Here is a 15,771-nt window from a genome sequence, read left to right on the forward strand (position 1 = left end):
AAAAAGAAAATGGCAGGGCTAGACGATGATTATCGCTCAACCCTGTTAGAATCTGGGATTAAAATGCGCTAGCCGTGGTAGTGTTGATATAAACCCAGTTTTAGTGCTGTAGTCATAGTCTGTTATCTTGTATAATTTGCCTTCGCTTTTTATTATGCCAAAGAATACGCCAATACTATGAATTATATTTCTCTTGATGATTACAAAAAAGCCTGGGTATTTCGCCACAAAGATATTCCGGTTTCAGATATTGATGCAGCTAATATTAAACCGATGACCAGCGAACGTGCTGCAGTGCTATGGACAACCATGGTGAGTCGTGAACATGATCATCCTGACTTTTTTGATAAAACCGATTGGTGCGCGCAAGAGCAAAACTTTAGCCAAGAAATTAATTGGGAAGATGCGTGGGAAAGCGAAGATCCCCAATTTCCTGACGCTATTTTAAACCACCTAGACTGGCAGGCTAACACCACCGTTTATTTTTGTATGGCGCGCGATAATATTATTGAAACGAGCTTTGATGTGTTTAAACGCAACTGGCAAAACTTTATGTTTTTAGCTGATGGCAGTTTATTAATTGGAAAAAAACGTAATACGGTTGTGCAATTTTTAGAATCAGGCATTGCGAAATTAGGCGAAAAGCCCTAACAATCGGTGCTTAAAAACTGTGCATTACTGTGTTATAAAACATCTATTAAGGTGTTTTTGAGTATAGCGATTGGTCAGTAAAAATAAGCAGTTTGACACAAACCAACAAGTTGAAATGTGGCAAACTGATGCACAAAAAGTGCTTTATGCACAATTATGTAATGCCTTTTATCAGCGTGAGGTGCAGCGCTTAGTGGCTGAACCTAATGGTGATCGTTTACGCAGGCAATTAAAAAGCCTGCCTTATTATATTGAACGTGCCGCAACACGTGTAGCTAATGCACCATTGCCTTTTACGCTTGATGCGCAAAATGGAGGCTGGCTTGAAAAACAAAAACCAACTCCGCCAGAAGTTAATTCTTCAGCGAATGAACTTTTTTATCAAGCGCATGCCAAAGTTGGGCTGATTATTCCTGTATTATTACAAAGTCACGGCCAAATTCGGGTTAGAATAGACAGCATTGATCAAGTAACTAAAACACAGGTTCATTGCAATGAGCTTGGCTGGTTTGATTTTTTAGGTCAAGGGCTTGAGCAGCAAAGTGCGCAATTACTCAAACCCAACAAAGCAACGCTTGCTGCGGCGTGTTGTGGCCATCAGTGGCAGTTTTCAAAGCGCAGTACGCCACGGGTATTATCGTTACGGGAAATGTTACTAGCTGCCAATATTAATTGGCGCAATGTTAAGCGGCCATTGGCGTAAAGCTTACAATTCAAAATTAAAATAAGGAGTGTTTAATGCGATTTTTTCAATTTGGCTTGTTGTGCTTAGCACTTTTTATCCAGTACCGCCTTTGGTTTGGTCATAACGGGGTGCAAGACTACACCCGTTTAAAAAATGCGGTGGCATCGCATCAACAAACTAACGAAAAACTAATAAAGCGTAATAAAGTATTAAAAGCGGATATAGAAGATTTAAAGCTCGGCCACGAAGGCATTGAAGAGCGTGCCCGCAACGAATTAGGAATGATTAAACCGGACGAAACCTTTATTCGTGTTTTACCGGCTCAACACCATGACAAATAAATTTACTATTGCAGCTATTGTTCCTGCCGCAGGTGTTGGCAGTCGAATGCAACACACAACACCAAAGCAATATATTTCCTTAGCAGGGAAAACCATTCTAGAGCATACGCTCGCTAAGTTATCGCAGTTACCGCAGTTAAACTCTATAGTGGTGGCCCTGAGCGAAACCGACCCTTACTTTGACGACCTTACGCTATCTGATCCTCGCATCGTGCGTGCTATTGGCGGTAAAGAGCGTGCAGATTCAGTATTAAACAGTTTATTGTTTTTAGCTGCCAACCCACCTGCTTGGGTTTTGGTGCATGACGCTGCAAGACCTTTAGTCGATATTGCTGATATAGAGCGCTTAATCGCACAATGCATGCAGGCTGATGAAGGCGGCATTTTAGCCAGCCAAGTAAAAGACACTATAAAACGAGGGCAAAGCCATGCGCAGCAAACTGTGCCTCGTGATGATTTATGGCAAGCGCTTACCCCGCAACTGTTTAAATACGACGAGCTTAAAACGGCATTGCAAAGTGCGCTTAACAGCGGTGCAACCATTACTGATGAAGCCAGTGCAATGGAGTGGGCAAATAAGCCGGTAAAGCTGGTAGCAGGGCGTAGTGATAATATTAAAATTACCACCCCAGAAGATTTAGATTTAGCTGGCTTTTTACTGCGAAAACAAAATAATGAGAGTGCAACATGATACGAATAGGGCATGGTTTTGACGTGCATAAATTTGGAGGCCAAGGGCCTTTAACTATCTGCGGCGAAAAAATTGATTATCCACAAGGCTTTTTAGCACACTCAGATGGTGATGTAGCTATTCATGCCTTATGTGACGCTATTTTAGGATCATTAGCGCTGGGTGATATTGGTAAGCATTTTCCGGATACGGCCAGTGAATATGAAAATATTGATAGCCGTATTTTACTTCGCCATGTAGTGAACCTAGCCAAGCAACAAGGTTATGTATTGGGCAATGCGGATGTAACTATTGTGGCACAAGCACCAAAAATGCTGCCGCACATCCAAGCCATGCGAACCAATCTTGCCAGTGATTTAAATGCCGAGCTTTCACAGGTAAATGTAAAAGCTACCACTACCGAAAAACTCGGTTTTGAGGGGCGTAAAGAAGGAATTTCAAGCCATGCTGTGGTCATTATGAGTAAACAAAACGCATGAGCGAATTAAATTATTTATATGGCGCGCCGCTTTCCAAAGCCGACTTTAAAACCACCGCAGAAGACTTTATGGTTGATGAGGAGCTCGGTATAGAGTTTACCGGCAGTGGTGAACACGTGTGTTTGCAAGTGGTTAAAAAGGGTGAAAACACCCAATATGTTGCCAAGCTGATTGCACAAAAAGCGGGTGTATCGCCACGTGATGTAAGCTATGCCGGTATGAAAGACCGCCATGGAGTATGCTCGCAGTGGTTTAGCGTAAAAGTACCGATTAAAAAGCATATTGATTTTACAGAGCTGAACAGTGAAAGCGTGTTTGTGGTATCGCAGCAGCGCCATGAGCGAAAATTGCGCACCGGTTGCCATAAAGGAAATAGATTTACTATTACCTTGCGCAATGTAACCGAGCCGCTTGATATTTTGTGCCGTATAAACGCAGTACGCGCAGGTGTGCCTAACTATTTTGGTGAACAGCGCTTTGGTCGTGATGGACACAACCTAGTGATGGCCGAAAAGATGTTTGCCGGTGAGCGTATTCGCGATAAAAAGCTGCGAGGCATTATTATTTCTGCTGCGCGTTCACATGTGTTTAATCAAATTGTTAGTTTACGCGTGGCAGAGCATGGCCTTGCTAAAACCATGCACCGCGAAGTATTTATGCTCAGTGGCAGTAATGCATTTTTTGAAGATGCGATAAGTGATGAAAATATTGCACGGCTTGCCTCAGGCGACATTATGATGTCGGCGCCCATGGTGGGCAAAAGTGAAAAAGGCTTAACCGAACAAGAAAAAACATGGTTGGCACCGTATCAAGTATGGTGTGATGGCTTAGGTGAGTTAGGGCTTAAAAACGAGCGTAGAATGCTGCGTTTAATCCCTCAAGATCTAAGCATAGAAACACTTGATGAACGCACATTAAAACTCAGCTTTGGTTTACCCAAGGGCTGCTTTGCAACGGCTTTACTGCGCGAACTGGTTAATTATACTGACGCCAGCCCTCGCGAGCGAAAAGAAAAGGATAACGCAGATGAAGATTCTATTAAGTAATGATGATGGTGTTAATGCCAAAGGTATTGCTGTTTTATATCAAGCATTAACACAAATTGCTGAGGTAACGCTGGTTGCGCCAGATAGAAATTGTAGTGGTGCTAGTAATTCACTAACGCTAATGAATCCGCTGCGTGCCACAACGCTCGACAACGGATTTATGTCGGTAAACGGTACACCCACTGATTGTGTGCACTTAGGTGTTAATCAATTAGTGGATGAAAAACCCGATTTGGTTGTTGCCGGTATCAATCATGGCGGTAATTTAGGCGACGATACACTTTACTCTGGTACAGTTGCTGCGGCGACCGAAGGTCGTCATCTGGGCCTACCAGCAATTGCAGTATCTTTGTGCTCTCATCATGGTGAGCATTTTGAAACAGCGGCAGCCGTTACTGTAAATATTATTAAAGGGCTTGCCTCACATCCGCTGCCGAAAGATCAGATCATTAATATTAATGTTCCCGATATTCCGCTCTCTGAGCTCAAAGGCGTTCAGGTAACTCGTTTAGGGGCTCGTCACAAAGCAGAAACCATGACCAAGCAAACCGATCCATGGGGACGCGATATTTTTTGGTATGGCTCACTAGGGCTTGAAAGCGATGCCGGTGAAGGCACTGACTTTTATGCGGTTAATAATGGCTATGCATCAGTGACCCCGTTAAGCGTTGATATGACTGCCAAAGACAGTATTAAAGCCGTGGGAGAATGGTTAGCCGAGTTGGAGATTAACCGTGCTGGCTAATTATACCCGCAGTGCACAAGCGCTTTCAGAGCTTTTACAGCGAGAGGGCGTAGAAGATAAAGAGGTTTTAAAAGCAATAGCGCAAATTCCTCGGCATATTTTTATTGATGATGTACTCAAGCATAAAGCGTATCAAAATACCGCGTTACCGATAGGGCAAGGGCAAACTATTTCTCAGCCTTATATTGTTGCCCGCATGACCGAGCTAATGCGATTGGCAGGTGTACAACATAAGGTGTTAGAAATAGGCACAGGGTCTGGCTATCAAACGGCGGTTTTGGCTAAAACCTTTGATAAAGTATATTCGGTAGAGCGTATTAAAGCTTTGCAATGGCAAGCTAAACGCCGATTACACCAGCTTGATTTGTACAATGTCGCCATGAAACATGGCGATGGTTGGCAAGGCTGGCAGTCACAAGCGCCATTTGATGGCATTATCGTGACCGCTGCGGCAACCACCATTCCCCCCGAGTTACTCGCACAACTTGCCGATGGAGGCGTATTACTCGCCCCTATTGGTGAGGCGGAACAAAAATTAACTATGGTTATTCGCCAAGGCGATAGCTTTACAGAGCATGTAATTGCGCCAGTAAGATTTGTACCTTTAGTCCCTGGTGATATTGAATAGGAATTCATTTTGAAGTTGTTTACCAAGTTATACGATATGGCGCTAGTGTGGGCTAAACACCGCCATGCAGAACGTTATTTAGCAGGAATGAGCTTTGCCGAATCGGTATTTTTTCCGGTCCCACCCGATGTAATGTTAGCCCCCATGTCGCTAGCGCAACCGAGTAAGGCATGGCGATTTGCAAGCTTTGCCACGGTTGCGTCTGTGCTCGGCGGCGTGCTGGGTTACCTGCTTGGATTTTGGTTGTTTGAACCGGTTGTAGAGCCCTTTATTGCGCAAATGCAATGGCAAGATAAATTTAATACGGCGCTTGCATGGTTCAAAGATTATGGTGTTTGGGTGGTATTTATAGCGGGATTTTCGCCTATTCCTTATAAAGTGTTCACCATTGGCGCTGGTGTATTACAAATGGCGTTTTTACCTTTTATTATTGCTTCTGCTGTTGGCCGTGGCGCGCGTTTCTTTTTAGTTTCTGCTTTAATGAAATGGGGCGGAGTTAAAATGGAACAAAAATTACGTCAATATATTGAAGTACTTGGCTGGGCAGTGGTTGCTTTAATCGCTGTTGCGTACCTATTGTTGCGATAATAGCCATAATATAATGATATTAAAACAGAGGGCAAAACACATTGAATAAACAAATACGCTGTTATGTTGCTTTATTTATTAGTGTTTTGCTTTGTGCATGCTCGTCTCGCCATGTTCCGGCTCCTGTAAGTAGTTTAAATAATAATATTAATGACTATCCTTCACGGATTAATATTAACGGTGGTAAGTACACAGTACAAAAAGGCGATACACTTTACTCGATTGCTTTTAGTGCCGGAAAAGATTTCAGAGAACTTGCAAAAAACAATTCAATTCCATCACCTTACACTATTGTTCCTGGTCAGGTTGTATCCCTTTTAGAACCAAGCAGGTCAAGGGTTACACAAAAAAAGCATAAAAAGAAAGCTGCTAAAAAGCCTTCTCATTTACAAAAAAGTAACAGAAAATTAAAGAAAGAGCTTGATAAGCCGAAAAAACGTAGGTATGTTCAAAAACAAGCTAACCAAAAAATTAGTCAGTCTCAAGGTTCTTCAACTAAAAAGTTGAGTTGGTTTTGGCCTGCTAAAGGTAAAATAACAAAACGCTTTTCTAACAAGGAAAATGGTTATAAAGGCCTACAGATTGCTAATAAAAAGGGTACTACCGTACTCGCCGCTGCTCAAGGAACGGTAGTCTATGCGGGTAGTGCACTAAGAGGTTACGGTAATTTAATTATTTTGAAACATAACGATGATTACCTAAGTGCTTATGCACATAATTCAACGTTACTTGTTAAAGAAAAGCAAACAGTGAAGGCGGGACAAAAAATAGCAGAAATTGGTAATTCAGAGTCTTCAGTAACGGCACTTCGTTTTGAAATTCGTTATCGAGGAAAAGCTGTTAACCCTGCTAAATACCTACCCTGAACTAAAGGTGTTGATTGATTGTTCTGGAGAAGGCTCATGGCTAATATAGCAAAAGCTAATAAAACGACTACAGACCTTAATCATAAAGTTATTGATAGCTTGCTCAGGAGAAGTCTTATGGCTGATGTAGCAAAAGCTGAGAAAACCCCCACTGATGATAAGTTTGACGATTCAAAAGTTGAAGATCCAACGCAACTACTTGATGACGTGGAAGATGAAGACGTATTTGTTAAAGAAGAAGTCACTAAAAACCTCGACGCCACTCAGTTATACCTAGGCGAAATTGGTTTTTCCCCTCTATTAAGTGCAGAAGAAGAAGTATTTTTTGCACGAAAATCGCTGAAAGGCTGTGAAGCTTCCCGTAAACGCATGATTGAAAGTAACTTACGCTTGGTTGTGAAAATTGCGCGCAGGTATAACAATCGTGGGCTTGCTCTACTCGATTTAATTGAAGAAGGTAACTTAGGACTCATTAGAGCGGTTGAAAAGTTTGATCCTGAACGTGGTTTTCGATTTTCTACTTATGCTACATGGTGGATACGTCAAACCATTGAGCGGGCGATAATGAATCAAACGCGTACGATTCGTTTGCCTATTCATGTAGTTAAGGAGCTTAACGTTTATTTACGTACAGCACGTGAGCTAACGCAAAAGCTTGATCATGAGCCTACCGCAGAAGAAATTGCAGAAAGCTTAGATAGACCGGTTGAAGACGTCACCAAAATGCTACGCCTAAATGAAAAAATAGCCTCTGTAGATATGCCCATTGGTGGCGAGAATGACAGTGCATTATTAGATGTGATAGCTGATGAAAAAAATGTAGGCCCTGAAGGTGAAGTACAAAACAACGATATGAATACGCATATTATTGACTGGTTAGGTGAGTTAAACCCTAAGCAACGCGAAGTACTGGCACGTCGGTTTGGTTTACTAGGCTATGAACCCTCAACCCTTGAAGATGTTGGCCGTGAAATAGGCTTAACCCGTGAGCGAGTTCGCCAAATACAGGTTGAGGCGCTACGTCGGTTAAAAGATATTTTGCAACAAGAAGGCTTAAGTACCAAAAGCTTATTTGAACAGTTCGCTTAATCTAATCTAATCTAAACACACAGAGAAATGAATACAGCCCGGCTTTTTAAGCCGGGCTGTTTGCGTTTAAAGCAGTGCTTTTAATTTATAAAGCAGTTCATGCGCCTGACGCGGTGATAGGTTATCAGGGTCTATTGCGCTCATTTGTTGCTCCAATTCACTAGGCTGAATTATTTGCGGTTCACTATCAAACGGTAAAACCTGTTGCTCTGTAGTGACTGTGGTGACACTTTGATGGTTTTCAAGCAAGCTTAGCTTTTGTTTAGCTTGGGCAATAACTGCTTTAGGCACCCCGGCCAGTGCCGCTACTTGCAAACCAAAGCTCTTACTCGCTGCGCCATCTAATACCGTATGCATAAAGGCAATGGTATCGTTGTGTTCGATGGCATCTAGGTGCACATTAACCAGCCCAGGCGTTTGCTCTGCAAGCTCTGTAAGTTCAAAGTAATGGGTTGCAAACAGGGTTTTAGCCGCGATTTTTGAAGCGAGGTGATCAGCCGTAGCGTACGCCAGTGATAAACCATCGTAAGTACTGGTTCCTCGGCCTATTTCATCCATTAATACCAATGATTGTGCAGTGGCATTATTTAAAATTGCCGCGGTTTCGGTCATTTCAACCATGAAGGTTGAACGCCCAGATGCTAAGTCGTCACTGGCGCCAATACGGGTAAATATTCTATCTATATTACCAATTTTAGCGCTATCGGCAGGAACGTAACAGCCAATATGTGCCATAAGCACAATAAGGGCCGTTTGGCGCATGTAGGTTGATTTACCGCCCATGTTAGGGCCGGTAATAATCAACATTTTACGCTGGTTATTGAGTTCCACAGGGTTGGCAATAAACGGGTCTTTCATTACCTGCTCTACCACAGGGTGGCGGCCTTGTTTAATGCTGATATTATCGTTATCGCAAAGCTCAGGTTTGGCATAATTAAGTGTTTGGGCACGCTCTGCTAAATTGTTCAGTACATCTAAATCGGCAATGACCGAGGCCATTATTTGTAGTTGCTCAATATGCGGAGCAATAAACTCAAATAACTGTTCGTATAATTGTTTTTCAAGGGCCAACGCTTTTGATTGACTGCCGAGAACTTTGTCTTCGTGTTCTTTTAGTTCTGGGATTATATAGCGCTCGTTATTTTTTAATGTTTGACGACGAATGTAATCTGCAGGCACTAAGTGCGAGTTGGCGCGGCTCACTTCAATAAAAAAGCCATGCACTCGGTTATAACCAATCTTAAGTGTACTAATACCTGTACGTTCACGTTCGCGCTGCTCTAGCTGTTCAAGCACATCGGTGGCACCTTGGCTTAAATTACGCCACTCATCAAGTTCGCTGTTATACCCTGGCGCAATAACACCGCCATCACGAATTAACACCGGTGGGTTATCAATCACTGCACGTTCAAGTAATGCTTGAAGCTCAGGAAGCTCTTTAGAGTGGGCTATAATATGAGAAATACGCGCATCTGTGGCATCGTTTAATAAGCTATGCAGCGGTGCTAATGCTTGAAGCGCACTACGAAGCCTTGTTAAATCGCGTGGGCGAGCCGTGTGTAATGCCAAGCGAGCAATTACACGTTCTATATCACCAATCTCTTTGAGCGCGTCATGCAGCTCACTGCATAATTGCACATCTAAAATAGCACTAATGGCATTTAGACGAGAGTTTAACTCGTCTTTATTACGAATAGGGGTATGAATACGACGCTTAAGTAATCGCGAGCCCATCGCTGTGGCGGTTTTATCAAGCACTTGAGCAAGGGTATTTTCAAAGCCACCTGATAGATTAACGGTAAGTTCAAGGTTTTTGCGAGTTGGCGCATCCAAAATTACTGCGTGTTCGTTATGCTCAAGAGTGATTGCGCGGATGTGCGGTAATGCAATACGTTGCGTATCTTTTACGTACTGCATTAAACAGCCTGCTGCCACCAGGGCGCTATGTGCTTTGTCGACGCCAAATCCCACTAAATCTTTGGTCCCAAACTGCTCGCACAGTAAGTGCTGCGCGGTATCAAGGTCAAACTCCCAATCAGGGCGACGTCTTGCCCCTTTAATGTGTTCAATTAAGTGAATATTTTCAAAGTGTTCGCTATACAGTAATTCAGCAGGCGCTAAGCGTTGTAGCGTTGAGCTAAATGCTTCATCAGTGTTTACTTCAACAACATTAAAGCGTCCTGAGTTGATATCAAGATACGCAATACCGTATTGGCCTTTTTTATTTTGCCAAACACTGGTTAAAAGGTTGTCTTGGCGTTCTTGCAGTAAGGCTTCGTCAGAAATAGTACCCGGGGTGACAATACGTACTACCTTGCGCTCAACAGGACCTTTGCTGGTAGCTGGGTCACCCACTTGCTCACAAATAGCCACCGACTCGCCCATTTGTACTAAGCGGGCTAAATAGTTTTCTACTGCATGATAAGGCACGCCCGCCATAGGAATAGGATCGCCGCCGGCTTTGCCACGATGTGTTTGTGAAATATCAAGCAATTGCGCGGCGCGTTTTGCGTCGTCAAAAAAGAGTTCGTAAAAATCCCCCATCCGATAAAACAATAAAATATCGCGATGCTCTGATTTTATTTTTAGATACTGCTGCATCATAGGGGTTTGTTGTTTTATAGTGTGCGGTGCATAAAGATCAAACGACATGTATTTACCCAAAGGCTGAATATGGAATTACATCAAGAGATTAAGACACTTGCTGCGCAATTAGGCGCTATTTTAACGGATAAACGCTTATGGATCACTACCGCTGAATCATGTACTGGTGGTGGAGTGAGTTATTCGCTTACCGATACCCCAGGCAGCTCAGCATATATTGACCGTGCATTTGTCACTTATAGCAATAACGCCAAGCATGAATTACTCAATGTGAAGCGTGATACCTTAGAGGAATTTGGCGCGGTGAGCGAACAAACAGTCATTGAGATGGCAGCAGGCGCATGTAAGGCGGCTAATGCTGATATTGGCATTGCTATTTCAGGAATTGCAGGTCCCGGTGGTGCCACTGAGGGCAAACCGGTAGGGCTTGTATGGTTTGGCCTACAAATTAACGGTAAACACTGGGCGTTTGAGCAAGTATTTGATGGAGATAGGGCACAAGTTAGGCTGCAAGCTATTGTATTTTCTTTAAAAACTATAATAGAGAAGATAAAATAATAAAATTAGCTTGATACTGTGATTTCATACAGTATACTTGTCTGCATTAGCTGGATTTGGAGAGTAAAATGAACGATAACAAACAAAAGGCATTGGACGCTGCTTTATCACAAATTGAACGTCAATTTGGTAAAGGCTCAATTATGAAATTGGGTGACAACAAGGCGTTAAACATTGACGCTGTATCAACAGGCTCGCTAGGTATTGATATTGCTTTAGGCATAGGCGGCTTACCAATGGGGCGTATTGTTGAAGTATATGGCCCAGAGTCATCAGGTAAAACAACGCTAACATTACAAGTTATCGCGCAAGCTCAAAAAGAAGGTAAAACGTGTGCCTTTGTTGATGCTGAGCATGCTCTTGATCCAGTTTACGCACAAAAGCTAGGTGTTAATATTGATGAGTTACTTGTATCTCAACCAGATACGGGTGAACAAGCACTGGAAATTTGTGACATGTTAGTGCGCTCAAGCGCGGTTGATGTAGTGATTGTCGATTCTGTTGCTGCATTAACACCAAAAGCTGAGATTGAAGGCGACATGGGTGATTCACACATGGGCCTACAAGCACGTTTAATGTCACAAGCACTACGTAAGCTTACAGGTAACATTAAGCGTTCAAACACGCTATGTATTTTCATTAACCAAATCCGTATGAAAATTGGTGTAATGTTTGGTAACCCTGAAACAACAACTGGTGGTAATGCCCTGAAATTTTACGCCTCTGTACGTATTGATATTCGTCGTATTGGCTCGGTAAAAGAAGGCGACGAGGTTGTTGGTAATGAAACGCGTGTTAAAGTTGTGAAGAACAAAGTGGCACCGCCGTTCAAACAAGCTGAATTTATCATTATGTATGGTGAAGGTATTTCTAAGCAGGGGGAGCTGATTGATTTAGGTGTTAAGCATAAAATTGTTGAAAAAGCAGGTGCTTGGTACAGTTATAATGGCAACAAAGTTGGCCAAGGTAAGTCTAATTCGATTAAGTTCCTTAAAGAAAACCCTGAAATTGCAGATGAAATTGAAGGTAAATTACGTGAAATGCTATTGCTAAAAGCAACGGTTGAGCCAGAAGATGGCGAAGACGTATTAGGTGATGAAGGCGACCTTTAAGCCCATTTGTTTTAAAGCTTGATTTGACCCGAGCTTAAAAAAAAGCGCTAACCATTAGGTTAGCGCTTTTTTATTGTTTGCTATAAAGTGGCTTAAAGCCTAGTTAGCTTTATAGCTGCCAGTTAACTGACAATGAGTAGTTACGCGGTGCCCCGTAGTAACCTTGAGCCCAATAGAGGCTGTTTATGTATTTTTCATCAGTGCTGTTATTAACATTAAAGGTAACACCGACGTTTTGAGTAATTTCGTAGGTGGCCATTAAATCTAGTAAGCCATAAGCATCTTGTTTTGTTGTTGCCAATGCGTTGCCTGCTGGATCTTTTACTTGCACACGGCTAATAGAATCTTGCCAGCGGTAATTAGCACCTAAGGTTAAACCATCAATAAATGGCACTTGATAAGTGGCTGCCATTTTTAATTGGTTTTCTGGGGTGTAATCTTTAACGAGTTCATCACCATCAATACTTAAATTACTAAAGCTGATACTGGCACTTAAATCATCAGTTAAGCGACCGCTTAATTCAATTTCGAAACCATCACTGTTAATACCATCTGCAGCGTAATAACGCGTATCGCTTGGAAGGGAGCTCGGAAGTGCAACAGCAAGTCCATCTTGCTTAGCATCAAAATAGGCCAGTGTTACAAATACTTGCTCACCTAAAAGTTGTGCTTTTAAACCAACTTCAGCACTTTTACCAATAACAGGAGCCAGTTGTTCAGCGTTAATGTCTAACTCTTTTTGTGGTACAAACGTTTCTGTGTAGCTAGCGTAAGCTGATAATGACTCGGTAAAATCGTACACAGTACCAATATAAGGAATTAATTCTGAGTCATCACGGGTTTGCACTACATCATAAGCAGTACCTTTAGTTTCCCAGTCGGTATAGCGTACGCCAGCCAAAATGCTTAATGGTTCTGCTAGTTTTATACGAGTTGAAACATAGGCCGATCTTTGTGTATTTTGTACATCACTGCCGTTAGGTTTATCAACCAGTGTTGCTTCTGGTGCTATCCCATCCCAAGTCGCCAAATCAGGCATCGCAGGGAAACCATTTCCTGTGCTGTAGTCATAAAGAGATTGGTCATTAAAGTCCATGTTTGCTTGGCTAATGCCGAATGATAAGTCGTGCTCTAAAGAAAATAGCTCAAACTTACCGCTGGCATATAAATCAAACAAATCTTGGGTGTCTTTGTAATCATAACGACTCGCATAGCCGGTTAAACCTAAACCAGTATCTTTATCTGGGGTACCATATACATAAAATAACTCAGAATTTTGTTCATTTTTTATATGGGCATAACGGGCTTTAGCAACCCAAGTCGCTGATAAGTTTTGCTCAAGTGTTACATATATACGTTCAGCGCTATTATCCCAATACGACCAATCTGCAGCTGTACTAGTTGACTCATCATAATCAGTTGGTGAACCATCAGTGTAATAAAGCGGTAACGCGCCCCATAGAGGGCTATCGGCATCTTTTTGCTGGTTTACATAGTTAATGCTTAGTAATGTATCGTCAGTTAGCTTACCCTCATAGGCAAGGTAGGCAATGGTCTTATCGGTTTCGTAACGGTCTAGGTACGACTCTTTATCTTGCTTAGTAAATACAGCACGAACAGCGTGTTCATCGTTAATCGGTGCGGAAACATCAATATCTACACGTTTGTTATTCCAAGAACCATAAGAAGCAGATGCATTAGCTTGCGTGGTGTAGGTTGGTTTTTTTAGCACCATATTTACAGTCGCTGATGGGTTACCTGCACCGGTCATCATGCCATTGGCACCACGTACAATTTCAACACGGTCGTAAATTGCAGTATCAAGTGTCCCTTGAATTGAACCAGAGGTTTGCGGTGTGCCTAAGCCATCGATTAAAAAGTTAGTTATTTCAAAACCACGGGCTTTAAAGTAAGTACGATCGGTTTCTATTTGTTCCACTGTTACGCCTGGGGTGCTTTCTAATACCGCATTAATATCATCAAGTGAAAAGTCATCCATCAACGCGCGTGAGACAACAGAAATTGATTGCGGAGTTTCTTTAATGGTTAAACCTAGCTTAGTCGCTGACTGTGCTTCTTCGGTAATATAATTTTTATGATGTTGCCCATAAACGGCAATTTTTTCTAAAGGTAGGTCGTCTTGCGTGTCGTTTGCAACAGCATGCCCAGATAAAACCAGTGAAGTAAGTAGACTCAGTTTAAATGCAGAGTTTTTATGTTTGTACAGCATCATGTTTCCCATAAGATTAAATGTGGGTGGTAATTTAATCTAAATGAGAGTGATTTGCAATTGCGTTTGCTGGGTATTTTACACGTCTTTAATATTTTTTAAGTAAAGCGCATGGATTTGGTTAACTTGAGCTCTGGTTAAAAACAAAAAAAGCGGCCGAAGCCGCTCAGGAAGTAAATCAGTATTTTAATTGGTTAGGAAATTAAAACGCATACTTTACAGAAAATTGTAAACGATCTAGATCGCCATCTACGCCACTTTCAAGCTCGCGTTCTGCATGTTTAAATTCAGCGCCAAAGGTTAGACGTTTAACCGGTGAGTATAAAATATTTGCGCTGTAGCTTTGGCTTGATTCTGTAGGGTCGCCATACATTGCAAGTAGGTTTTCATCATTATCAGCAGACAAGAACGAATATAAGAAAGTAGAGCGCCACTGGCTGTTCCACTTATGTTGATACGCAATAAAACCAGATGTTGAATCAATCGCATCTAGGTCATCACCATTAAGAACCGCACCACGTGCTACGTTTAGACCCACATAACGACCTAGTCCTTTACCTTGGGTAAGCATAAATTTTAGATTGTCTTCACCAAGCTTCACCATACCCGATGCACTAACACCAAATGAGGTTTCATCGGCATCAACACCACCTACTTTGTAGGTCAGTTGACGAGCAAGGGCTGTTACTACAAAGTTACCCCAATCAGCATTATGGGTGTAGCGTGCGGTAAAGTCAGGTAATGAGGCATCATCAGTTACGGCCATGCCACCGCCGGCTGTAGTAATTGTGCTTTCTGGGTTCTCTAACGAGAATGACCATGCACCCGTAGTGTATTTAATTTGAGATTGACGAACAAACACCGTGCCTTCTGCAGGACCAACAAAATCAAGTGCTTCTGGTAATGCACCGACGTTTTGAAAGTTTGACCATGTTTGACCAAATAACCAGCCATCATATGAGATAAATGCATGGCGAATGCGCGGAGAGTATGAATTAGACACACGCTCGTTGCCGCCAGGAGCTGACAATAAAAAGTCTAGCTCTATTTTAGTTTTAACCGTTTTACCGTTATCTAATAAGGTAGCAGTTCCAAAATTAAAACGTGACTCACGAGCGTGCATATCAAATACGGCGTCTGAACTATTATCGTTACCAACGGTTAGTGTACTTGGCACATAAAAATCACGGCCAACACTGGTGCCCGCAGGAGCGCCTGCTGAGTAGTCACTCCACATTGCGTCGAGTTTAATGTATCCACCGTAGGTAAATTCTGTATCACCTATTTTTGCAGCATAAGCTGTGCTAGAAAGTGCACATAGTACAGCAATAGCTGCCAGTGTTTTAATTGGAGTAAATTTCATTGTTGCGTCCTTTTATAGGCTACTTGTTGTATGTTGTTTGCTTATGATATGTATTAATGTGTGTTACTTATATAGTACTAACAGATTGAATTTAA

General features: G+C 42.2%; 16 protein-coding genes. 13 read left to right on the forward strand and 3 right to left on the reverse strand.

Annotation, left to right across the window (positions count from 1 at the left end):
* Positions 1-177 precede the first annotated feature (177 nt).
* From AAEY57_RS03375 to rpoS, 11 genes are all read left to right on the forward strand, one after another.
* Complete coding sequence (locus AAEY57_RS03375; RefSeq protein WP_008110328.1) at positions 178-651, forward strand: DUF2947 domain-containing protein; 474 nt, start codon at positions 178-180, stop codon at positions 649-651.
* A 115-nt stretch (positions 652-766) separates the two neighbouring features.
* Entirely contained in the window at positions 767-1,354 is a 588-nt protein-coding gene (locus AAEY57_RS03380) for a hypothetical protein (RefSeq protein WP_370587300.1), read from the forward strand.
* Positions 1,355-1,389: 35 nt separating this feature from the next.
* Positions 1,390-1,677 (forward strand): cell division protein FtsB, encoded by a 288-nt coding sequence (gene ftsB / locus AAEY57_RS03385; protein WP_008110330.1) that lies wholly within the window; start codon positions 1,390-1,392, stop codon positions 1,675-1,677.
* Positions 1,667-2,368 carry a 2-C-methyl-D-erythritol 4-phosphate cytidylyltransferase gene (gene ispD / locus AAEY57_RS03390; RefSeq protein ID WP_350606322.1) on the forward strand — a complete coding sequence of 234 codons (702 nt, stop codon included), beginning with the start codon at positions 1,667-1,669 and terminating at the stop codon, positions 2,366-2,368. Before ftsB ends, ispD begins: the two co-directional genes overlap by 11 nt.
* Positions 2,365-2,847 (forward strand): 2-C-methyl-D-erythritol 2,4-cyclodiphosphate synthase, encoded by a 483-nt coding sequence (ispF, locus tag AAEY57_RS03395; protein ID WP_013465671.1) that lies wholly within the window; start codon positions 2,365-2,367, stop codon positions 2,845-2,847. Before ispD ends, ispF begins: the two co-directional genes overlap by 4 nt.
* On the forward strand, positions 2,844-3,893 hold the full coding sequence (gene truD, locus AAEY57_RS03400) for a tRNA pseudouridine(13) synthase TruD (protein ID WP_024602325.1): 1,050 nt from the start codon (positions 2,844-2,846) through the stop codon (positions 3,891-3,893). Before ispF ends, truD begins: the two co-directional genes overlap by 4 nt.
* On the forward strand, positions 3,874-4,638 hold the full coding sequence (surE, locus tag AAEY57_RS03405; protein ID WP_010387748.1) for a 5'/3'-nucleotidase SurE: 765 nt from the start codon (positions 3,874-3,876) through the stop codon (positions 4,636-4,638). The genes truD and surE overlap by 20 nt, the downstream gene beginning before the upstream one ends.
* Positions 4,628-5,266, forward strand: a complete 639-nt coding sequence (locus AAEY57_RS03410) for a protein-L-isoaspartate(D-aspartate) O-methyltransferase (RefSeq protein WP_024602326.1) — start codon at positions 4,628-4,630, stop codon at positions 5,264-5,266. The genes surE and AAEY57_RS03410 overlap by 11 nt, the downstream gene beginning before the upstream one ends.
* Positions 5,267-5,275: 9 nt before the next feature.
* A complete protein-coding gene (locus tag AAEY57_RS03415) occupies positions 5,276-5,854 on the forward strand; it encodes a YqaA family protein (protein ID WP_008464217.1) in 579 nt (192 codons plus the stop codon).
* Between the two features lie 41 nt (positions 5,855-5,895).
* Complete coding sequence (locus AAEY57_RS03420; protein WP_024602327.1) at positions 5,896-6,720, forward strand: peptidoglycan DD-metalloendopeptidase family protein; 825 nt, start codon at positions 5,896-5,898, stop codon at positions 6,718-6,720.
* Between the two features lie 117 nt (positions 6,721-6,837).
* Positions 6,838-7,809 carry an RNA polymerase sigma factor RpoS gene (rpoS, locus tag AAEY57_RS03425; RefSeq protein ID WP_350606419.1) on the forward strand — a complete coding sequence of 324 codons (972 nt, stop codon included), beginning with the start codon at positions 6,838-6,840 and terminating at the stop codon, positions 7,807-7,809.
* A 66-nt stretch (positions 7,810-7,875) separates the two neighbouring features.
* Here the strand turns inward: rpoS and mutS are convergent, their stop codons facing one another.
* On the reverse strand, positions 7,876-10,461 hold the full coding sequence (gene mutS, locus AAEY57_RS03430; protein ID WP_350606328.1) for a DNA mismatch repair protein MutS: 2,586 nt from the start codon (positions 10,459-10,461) through the stop codon (positions 7,876-7,878).
* A gap of 21 nt (positions 10,462-10,482) precedes the next feature.
* On the opposite strand from mutS, the gene AAEY57_RS03435 reads away from it, so the two are divergent.
* A complete protein-coding gene (locus AAEY57_RS03435; RefSeq protein ID WP_058155140.1) occupies positions 10,483-10,971 on the forward strand; it encodes a CinA family protein in 489 nt (162 codons plus the stop codon).
* A 68-nt stretch (positions 10,972-11,039) separates the two neighbouring features.
* Positions 11,040-12,083, forward strand: coding sequence for a recombinase RecA (gene recA / locus AAEY57_RS03440; RefSeq protein WP_058155138.1), 1,044 nt, complete (start codon positions 11,040-11,042; stop codon positions 12,081-12,083).
* A 109-nt stretch (positions 12,084-12,192) separates the two neighbouring features.
* Here the strand turns inward: recA and AAEY57_RS03445 are convergent, their stop codons facing one another.
* Together AAEY57_RS03445 and AAEY57_RS03450 are read right to left on the reverse strand one after the other, a co-directional pair.
* Positions 12,193-14,313 (reverse strand): TonB-dependent siderophore receptor, encoded by a 2,121-nt coding sequence (locus tag AAEY57_RS03445; protein ID WP_350606421.1) that lies wholly within the window; start codon positions 14,311-14,313, stop codon positions 12,193-12,195.
* Between the two features lie 202 nt (positions 14,314-14,515).
* On the reverse strand, positions 14,516-15,676 hold the full coding sequence (locus tag AAEY57_RS03450; RefSeq protein ID WP_350606330.1) for a DcaP family trimeric outer membrane transporter: 1,161 nt from the start codon (positions 15,674-15,676) through the stop codon (positions 14,516-14,518).
* Positions 15,677-15,771 lie beyond the last annotated feature (95 nt).

The sequence above is a fragment of the Pseudoalteromonas sp. MER144-MNA-CIBAN-0113 genome, assembly GCF_040308965.1.
GTDB classification, from domain to species: domain Bacteria; phylum Pseudomonadota; class Gammaproteobacteria; order Enterobacterales; family Alteromonadaceae; genus Pseudoalteromonas; species Pseudoalteromonas tetraodonis.

What these genes read in the sequence shown, in the direction of transcription:
- rpoS (WP_350606419.1), top strand. Translation starts at nt 6,838, where the DNA reads ATGGCTGATGTAGCAAAAGCTGAGAAAACCCCCACTGATGATAAGTTT.
- ftsB (WP_008110330.1), top strand. Translation starts at nt 1,390, where the DNA reads ATGCGATTTTTTCAATTTGGCTTGTTGTGCTTAGCACTTTTTATCCAG.
- ispD (WP_350606322.1), top strand. Translation starts at nt 1,667, where the DNA reads ATGACAAATAAATTTACTATTGCAGCTATTGTTCCTGCCGCAGGTGTT.
- AAEY57_RS03450 (WP_350606330.1), bottom strand. Translation starts at nt 15,676, where the DNA reads ATGAAATTTACTCCAATTAAAACACTGGCAGCTATTGCTGTACTATGT.
- AAEY57_RS03435 (WP_058155140.1), top strand. Translation starts at nt 10,483, where the DNA reads ATGGAATTACATCAAGAGATTAAGACACTTGCTGCGCAATTAGGCGCT.
- AAEY57_RS03380 (WP_370587300.1), top strand. Translation starts at nt 767, where the DNA reads ATGTGGCAAACTGATGCACAAAAAGTGCTTTATGCACAATTATGTAAT.
- ispF (WP_013465671.1), top strand. Translation starts at nt 2,365, where the DNA reads ATGATACGAATAGGGCATGGTTTTGACGTGCATAAATTTGGAGGCCAA.
- recA (WP_058155138.1), top strand. Translation starts at nt 11,040, where the DNA reads ATGAACGATAACAAACAAAAGGCATTGGACGCTGCTTTATCACAAATT.
- mutS (WP_350606328.1), bottom strand. Translation starts at nt 10,461, where the DNA reads ATGTCGTTTGATCTTTATGCACCGCACACTATAAAACAACAAACCCCT.
- truD (WP_024602325.1), top strand. Translation starts at nt 2,844, where the DNA reads ATGAGCGAATTAAATTATTTATATGGCGCGCCGCTTTCCAAAGCCGAC.
- surE (WP_010387748.1), top strand. Translation starts at nt 3,874, where the DNA reads ATGAAGATTCTATTAAGTAATGATGATGGTGTTAATGCCAAAGGTATT.
- AAEY57_RS03445 (WP_350606421.1), bottom strand. Translation starts at nt 14,313, where the DNA reads ATGCTGTACAAACATAAAAACTCTGCATTTAAACTGAGTCTACTTACT.
- AAEY57_RS03375 (WP_008110328.1), top strand. Translation starts at nt 178, where the DNA reads ATGAATTATATTTCTCTTGATGATTACAAAAAAGCCTGGGTATTTCGC.